The organism is Streptomyces marokkonensis, from assembly GCF_039539045.1.
Lineage (GTDB): Bacteria > Actinomycetota > Actinomycetes > Streptomycetales > Streptomycetaceae > Streptomyces > Streptomyces marokkonensis.
Genome location: NZ_BAABCQ010000266.1, coordinates 1 through 6557, shown reverse-complemented (window position 1 = coordinate 6557; position 6557 = coordinate 1). Strand labels below are relative to the sequence as shown.

Annotated in this window: 6 protein-coding genes and 1 pseudogene; 3 read left to right on the top strand and 4 right to left on the bottom strand. The window is 70.3% G+C overall.

Translation table 11 applies throughout. The annotated features are described in order from the left end of the window. The first annotated feature begins 324 nt into the window (after nt 1-324). Both ABEA26_RS34305 and ABEA26_RS34300 read left to right on the top strand, forming a co-directional pair. Nucleotides 325-777 carry a hypothetical protein gene (locus ABEA26_RS34305; RefSeq protein WP_345597754.1) on the top strand — a complete coding sequence of 151 codons (453 nt, stop codon included), beginning with the start codon at nt 325-327 and terminating at the stop codon, nt 775-777. Beyond that, nucleotides 728-1369: a hypothetical protein gene (locus tag ABEA26_RS34300; protein ID WP_345597752.1), complete on the top strand. Its 642-nt coding sequence runs from the start codon at nt 728-730 to the stop codon at nt 1367-1369. Before ABEA26_RS34305 ends, ABEA26_RS34300 begins: the two co-directional genes overlap by 50 nt. A 200-nt stretch (nt 1370-1569) precedes the next feature. Here the strand turns inward: ABEA26_RS34300 and ABEA26_RS34295 are convergent, their stop codons facing one another. Both ABEA26_RS34295 and ABEA26_RS34290 read right to left on the bottom strand, forming a co-directional pair. After that, nucleotides 1570-2862: a protein kinase domain-containing protein gene (locus tag ABEA26_RS34295; protein WP_345597750.1), complete on the bottom strand. Its 1293-nt coding sequence runs from the start codon at nt 2860-2862 to the stop codon at nt 1570-1572. 518 nt (nt 2863-3380) lie between these two features. Beyond that, entirely contained in the window at nt 3381-4433 is a 1053-nt protein-coding gene (locus ABEA26_RS34290; protein ID WP_053641159.1) for a hypothetical protein, read from the bottom strand. Nucleotides 4434-4763: 330 nt separating this feature from the next. Between ABEA26_RS34290 and ABEA26_RS34285 the strand changes: the two genes are divergently transcribed. Then, the gene (locus tag ABEA26_RS34285; RefSeq protein ID WP_111382288.1) at nt 4764-5459 is read left to right on the top strand and encodes an Abi family protein; all 696 of its coding nucleotides are present in this window, start codon (nt 4764-4766) and stop codon (nt 5457-5459) included. A gap of 284 nt (nt 5460-5743) precedes the next feature. Here the strand turns inward: ABEA26_RS34285 and ABEA26_RS34280 are convergent, their stop codons facing one another. Continuing rightward, entirely contained in the window at nt 5744-6364 is a 621-nt protein-coding gene (locus ABEA26_RS34280) for a hypothetical protein (protein ID WP_053641157.1), read from the bottom strand. Beyond that, nucleotides 6365-6557 (bottom strand): annotated as a pseudogene (locus ABEA26_RS34275) (acyltransferase); the annotation flags it as partial.

Below are 6557 nucleotides of genomic sequence, written 5' to 3'. Positions count from 1 at the left end.
TTTAGAGCCGCATTCGGGGCTCGTTTTTCTTCTGCTTAGGTTTGTTCTCGGGAGGTGTGTGTGGGAGCTGATGGCATGGGACGGAACTCTCATCGCCGTCACCACACCCGCGTCTGACCCGCTCTCGTTCCGGACTCGTTGCCAGTGCCGCAGAGCCCTCACGCGACGCGCTGGCCCAAGCCGTCCTGACCCCGAGGCGGGACTCTGATCGAGCGCCTCGCGGCGCTCGGCCTGCGGGTGTCGGCAGCGCAGCTGGAGCGGTGACGGGCGGCGGGACTGCTGCCCGGGCACGCACGGCGGTGGCTGGGGCGCGGGCGCGGTTCGATGTCGGTGCTTGCCGAGGAGACGGTGGCCGTCGCGGCAGCGCTGGGGCGGCATGCGCGGCCGGGGCGGGATCTGCGGTGGACGGTGATCGCCTGGTACGCCGAGGCCGGACTTCCCGCCGGGCCAGGGGAGTTGGCGGTGCCCGAGCCGCCGTGGCCGGCCGTGCGGGAGTCGCTGTTGTGGGCGGTCTCCCGCTCGCGCGCCCAGCACCTGGTGGTGCGGGCCCGTACGGCGGGCGGCGGGGGGGCGCAGGACGCCTTCTACGCCGAGGCCGGGCGGGTGGCGGGGCGAGGTCCGGCCGGGCTGCCGCACCCGGACGAGGTGCGGCGGCTGGTGGTCGACGACCCTGGGGGCGCGTGGGACCGGGGACCGGGGCCCGGAGCGCGGGCAGCGGCGCGCGGTGATGCATCTGGCCGCGGCCGCCGGGATGGGGGCCGCGGAGGTCGGCAGTGAGGTCCTCGTGGAGGCGCTCGCCGCACTGATGCCCGGCGTGGACTGGGCGCCGGTCGCCGAGTCCACGCAGCAGGCCGAGCGCGAGGGCACTCTGGAGAGCTGGCTTGAGGCGGGGACACTCGTTGACCCGCTCGCCCGCCTCCGGGCCGCCGGCGAGGAGGAGATGACTGCGGCGCGCAGTGTGGCACGAATCCTCAACCTGGTCGGCTTTCTGTACGTGATGCACGGGCTGCTGATGCCCGACAACCCCTTCCTCGCCCGCCTGCGGGCGAGGATCGACGAGTCCGGGTTCGCCCTGGTTGTCTCCCAGCTCGTCCCTCAGATGGCCAGCCCGTCCGGTGTCCCCCACGCGCTGGCGATGTGCCTGTCGCCCGAGATCGCCGTGGTCGCCGCCTTGTTGGAGGAGCTGATCGACGAACAGGCCGGCGCCGGACAGGGGCTGCTGTCGCTGCCCGGGGCCGAGGAGGGCGGGGCCGGGGCATTCAAGCAGACCTGGATCGACCGTCTCCACGAACTCCGCGACCGCGGCCTCGACAGCGTCGGCGAGGGCGGCGGCCCCGGCTCGGCCGTCACTGCGGTCCCCGAGCCCTGACGACCTTGTGCCGAACGCGCCGAGCACGCCCTGCTGGCCGCGTGGCTGCCGAGCACGGATCGTGCCACGCCCTGCGCCAGCGCGGGTCGTCAGCGGCCGTCGCATCGAGTGCGGCCGGCATCGGCGTCCAGCCCCATGGGACAGCCGAGTTCGTCCTCGTCTCGCTTCCAGAACCCGTACAGAATCGGCTGGCTGCGGGGTCAGGCCGTGGCGGCGGTCCGTTCGGGAACCTCAGCGACGGGAGCGTCCGGTGAGGAGTGGGAAATCCAGGCCACGACCGCGTCTGTCAGCTGCTGGACCTGATCGGCTGTCCGCGGCATCCGCGCACGGTGCCACGGAGTGTGTCCCCACTGCTGTTCCAGGACCCACGGCGGTCCGCTTCGCTGCGCTTCGGCGATAAAACACACACCGTCGTCGAGGAGTGCGTCCAGGACGATGCGCCGTCCGTCGTGGAGGTCGGTGGCCATCCAGATGAAGCCGCCGTCGGGTACGAAGCCTTCCTCACAGTTGTCGATCCAGCCGTACTCGCCAAGGGTGCGATCGCCGTTGTCGTGGTTGATGCCCTCGCTCCAGGCGTCCGGATCACCGGTCAGGGCTTCGGCGATGCGTCGGATGCAGGGCAGCATCATCGCCCGTGTCGCCTCAACATCGCGGCGGCTGCGGTCTCCGTGCGGTCCCCAGCCACCCATGAAGGGGCGGCCGAAGGGGCGGAAGCGGGTTGTCTGGGCGTGGCGGCCGAGCCAGGCCGCCAGTTCGGCATGGAAGTCGGTCATGGTCAGCCGGTCCTGCACGCGGTGCTGGGTCGCGGCCTCCAGGACGTGTTCCAGGGCGGTCATGGCGTTCCCGCCGCCGTGGGTGGCCAGGTTGAACTCCTCCGCGCCCACCCGGTGTGTTCCCTCGGGCGGATACGGGCCGCGACGGCGATGGGCCAGGACGAAAAGGGTCTTGGCGAGAGAGTAGACATCGGCCCGCTCACCGCGGTCCTTGCCGTCGGTGCTGCGCATCTCGGGGGCCATGAAGTTGGCGGGCCCGACCTTCTCCCCGACACGGGTCACGCCGGCGGGCAGGTGGGCGAAGGCCGCGATCCCGAAGTCGGCCAGGACCGGCATCCCGTCGTACCAGAACAGGTTGTCCGGCTTGATGTCCCGGTGGTAGATCCCCTGATCGGCGAGCGCCGCGAGGGTGCGGGCCAGGGCGGTGGTGTGCGTGACCACGTCGAGGACGGTCGAGGTGTCGTCGACGATGTCGGCCAGCGGCCGGGCCCGGGGCATGGCGTACCAGCGGGGTGCGGTGCCATGGGCGTCGTCGATGTCCCAGATCGGCAGGATGCCCGGACTTCCGTTCACCTGCTGCATGAAGAGCGCCTCGTCGTAGAAGCGCCGGCGACGGGCCCGCCGTCCCTTGTCCACATAGCCCTCGCCCGGCACAGGCGGGTCGGACATGTGCTTGAGGACGCCCTCACGCCCGCTGCTCACCTCGGTGGCCCTGCGCACGAACTTCTTCCCGCCGAGTTGGCCGAGTTGGCCGTCGTCGCGCCACCGCGGAACGTTGTAGTCGACGCTGTTGCCGTTCGGCTGCGGCTTACGCGGGCGCTGCGGAGGGCGTGGCAGGGTCTTCCTGACATGCCCGAACGGTAGCGTTCCTGTGCCCCGCCTCGGGACCGAACAGCATGCTCTGCGCACAAACTGGGACCTGGACGGGAGCGCGGGCTGCGGGGGTCGGCGCAGCCGGTGCCGGGGCCCAGGGGTGTGCGGCGGTGCGGATTCTGTCGTTCGCGCGCGGGCTGTCGGCGGAGTGTGCCCTGCCTGCAGGTCTCCAGTCGCGAGCAGCAGATCAACGAGATCCGCATCGCCCCCCACTCTGCGTGCCGCATGGTTCGAGCCCGGCCGGTGCCGAACAGGGCGGCGCCCTCCACGACGCTGGTCCGATGCCTCTGCCGTACCCGGGAAGGCACCGCGGGGACGACGATCCCGTCCGCCGGGCGGCAGCCGGCGCGGACGGATGTGGTCGCTCAGGTGCGCCGGAGGCGAAGCGGTCGGACCCAGTCCCCGGTGGCGGCATACCAGTTGAGGGTTTCGCCGATCCGGTCGGCGGCGTCCTCAAGCAGACCGTCGGGGGTCACAGTGACCCGGTGGCACGGCGGGAGGCGGCTGTCCGGGTGGTAGCCGGCGTACTTGCCGTCGCCGTGACGGTCGGGGTCGGGGGTGACGTCGATGAGGCCGAAGGCCTGCAGCGCCTGGTGGGTCTCGTAGGCCTCGCGGGTCAGTCCGTAGGCGCCCGCGCGCACGGCGCCGGTGACGTAGGGCTCATCGTGCTCGGAGTGCTGGTTGACATCGAGCCACATCAGGTAGGCGGTGATCTCGCTGGGGGTCAGCAGGTGTACCCAGCCCCGGGTGAAGAACGCGGCCGGGATGTCGACGTACGGCTCGTTCTTCTTCGGCACGCGATAGGGGATGTGGGCGTTGTCGGTGCTGTGCCCGCTGTCGCACAGCAGGGTGAAGTCGCGGAAGGGCAGGTATTCACCGCGGTGGGGCAGGTCGACCAAGTACTGGTCGTTGAGGGTCTTGAGGGCCTGGGTGATCTGGCGCAGCTTGTTCGTCCTCGGGCTGGCAACGTAAGCCGTGCCGCCCCGGTGGCGGGCGAGCGCGCAGACGAGTCGTTCCAGGGAGATCGGCTGGTCGCGGCCGTGCTCGATGGGAATCGTGTGGTGCCACTTTTGGCCGGGGGCGGCCTGGCAGGCGGCGGCGAACAGCAGGAGCAGGTGCAGGCGGCCGGTGACGCCGCGGGGGGCGATCAGTCGGGCGGCGGGAGGCCGTTTCTCGCGCGGCAGGCCATTGCGTTCCGTCACGACTTTCAGCGGCACGGTATGGCGGACGTAGAGGCGGCGGACACGGACCGCCGAAGGGGTGCGGCCGGCGGCGGACAGGTGGGTGGCGGCTGTGACGGCATCCTTCAGCATGCCGCTGTCGGTGAGGGCGTCGAGCGTCTCGTGGCGGGTCTTCACCGCCTTCTCGGCGGGTCCGGGCGGCTCCCCCGTGGCCGATACAAGGCGGGCCCGGATCACGGCGCCTCCTCACCGATTGCAGCGGATTGATAGCTACGGCTTGACCCGCATGTTATGCCTCGTCTCTCCGCTTCCCTGGTGGCTTAGAGGTCATGCAGGTCAATCCGTGGTCCCAGTGTACGGGGACAGCTCCGGATCGGGGGTTTCATTGAGCTATGCGACCGGCCGCACTCCGCAGGCCCCGGCAACGGGAACGCGGGGCTGCCGTCTCGCGGGCGAGGCGTACCGGGCCCGGAAAACGTCTTAGCCCCGGCGACATGATCATTTAGATCAGCGGTCCACCGGGGCTTGTCATCCATGACTATACCCGACCTTCCAGCAGGAGGAACCGTGACGCACGCATCCCCGGCACCCGCCCCGGGGCCGTGGGTGGAGAACTGGCTCAGCCCTGCCCGGCACGCCATCTACCTGACCGCGGCCGGCGGCGACCCCGCCCGCGCCCTCGCCCTGTACGAATGGAACACGAGCCTGACCTGCGCGGTCCTGCGCGACCTCAGCCACTTCGAGATCGCCCTGCGCAACGCGTACGCCGCCGCGCTGGACGCGACCTGGAACGGCAACGGGCACTGGCTGGAGGACCCGGCCAGTCCCCTGCGCGCCCCGCTGATCCGTGTGAAGAAGGGCTCGCGCGGCACGCGCCGGGTCGACATGAACGACAAGACCCGCAAGGCCATCGACAGCGCCCGCACCCGCTACGGCCGCAGCGCGCCCCCCGGGAAGGTGATCGCCGAGCTGTCGCTGGGCATGTGGAGGTACCTGTCCACCTCCGCGCACGAGAAGACGCTGTGGGTCCCCCACCTCCACCACGCCTTCCCGCCCGGGACCAACCGTGCCACCGTCGACCAGCCGATCGGCGACCTGCACGAGCTGCGCAACCGGGCCGCGCACTGGGAACCGCTCCTGAACGTTCCCGTCGCCGTACGGATGAAGGACCTCCTGACGGTCGCCGGCCTGCTCGGGCCCGACCTCGCCGCCTACATCCAGCACTCCAGCCGCGTCGACGCCCTGCTCACCCAGCGCCCGTAACCCGTCGGCCGCGCGACGTCTTGGCCGTCAGACGGCCGCAGCGTCAGGGGGAGGGCGCCGGAGGCGTGCTGGAGGGTCTGGCGGCGGGCGACGCCGGAAGCACTGGTGGTCGGCATGAGAATGACATGGCCCTTCGTTACTCATGCAAGCAACGAGTGAGCACCACCCGTCAGCGTCAACGACCAGGCCACCGCACCTGCGCCACTGACACTCAGACGACGAGGTCCAACCGACACTCCCCCGCAGACCATCAGGGCCGGTCAGGCCAGCCGCAGGCGGTCGTGTCAGGCGCCGATGCCGATGTAGGAGACGTAGGTGTAGGCGCCCCAGTCGGAGTCAAGTTCGGCGATGATGTCGTCCCAGAGGTCTTCCATGGTGTCCAGGTCGCTGGCGACGAGGGCGTCGACGGCGTCGTCCCAGATATAGCGGACCTGCCGGTGTTGAATCCTCAGGTTGTCGCGGCGGCGGGGCTCGTCGACAGTGGTCTGGTTGACGGGGTGGATCTCGATACGGGTGCCGCGGCCGCCTCGGTTGAGGTGCTGCTTGAGGGCGCCGGGGTTGGCGAGCACGTTGTGGGCTCGCAGGTTCCAGTAGGCAGTGTCGATCGCTTCGAGGTTGGCCGGGCGCGGGCGCTGGGTGCCGCGGGTCCAGGCGCGGATCGTGGCGGGGGTGGCGAGAATGCCGGCGTCGGCCAAGGCTTGGGGGCCGCCTTTGGTGGTGGTGAGGTAGCGCATGCGGGCTTTCAGGCCGCGGCGGGTGCCGACCGGGGATTTGATTCCGCCGTCGATGATCATGCGTTCGAGGGCGTCCTCGAGGGCGCGGGCGAGGGCGATTTTGCCGTGGACGTTTCCTGGGTCACGGTCTGCGCCGTAGTTGCCGAAGTTCTTCCATCCGTCGGTCGACATCTATCGGGCGCTCTTCCTCGGCAGGGGGTACTGGTCTTTTTGTTTCATCTGGGTGGTGAGGCGGCCTTCGGTGAATACCTTGCGCCAGTCGCCGGCTACGTGGAGTTCGTCGGTGCCGCGGACGCGGACGACGGTCAGGCCATTGGTGTGGGCGCGGTGGGATTTATACCAGAGGTTAGCGAATGCCTGGGAG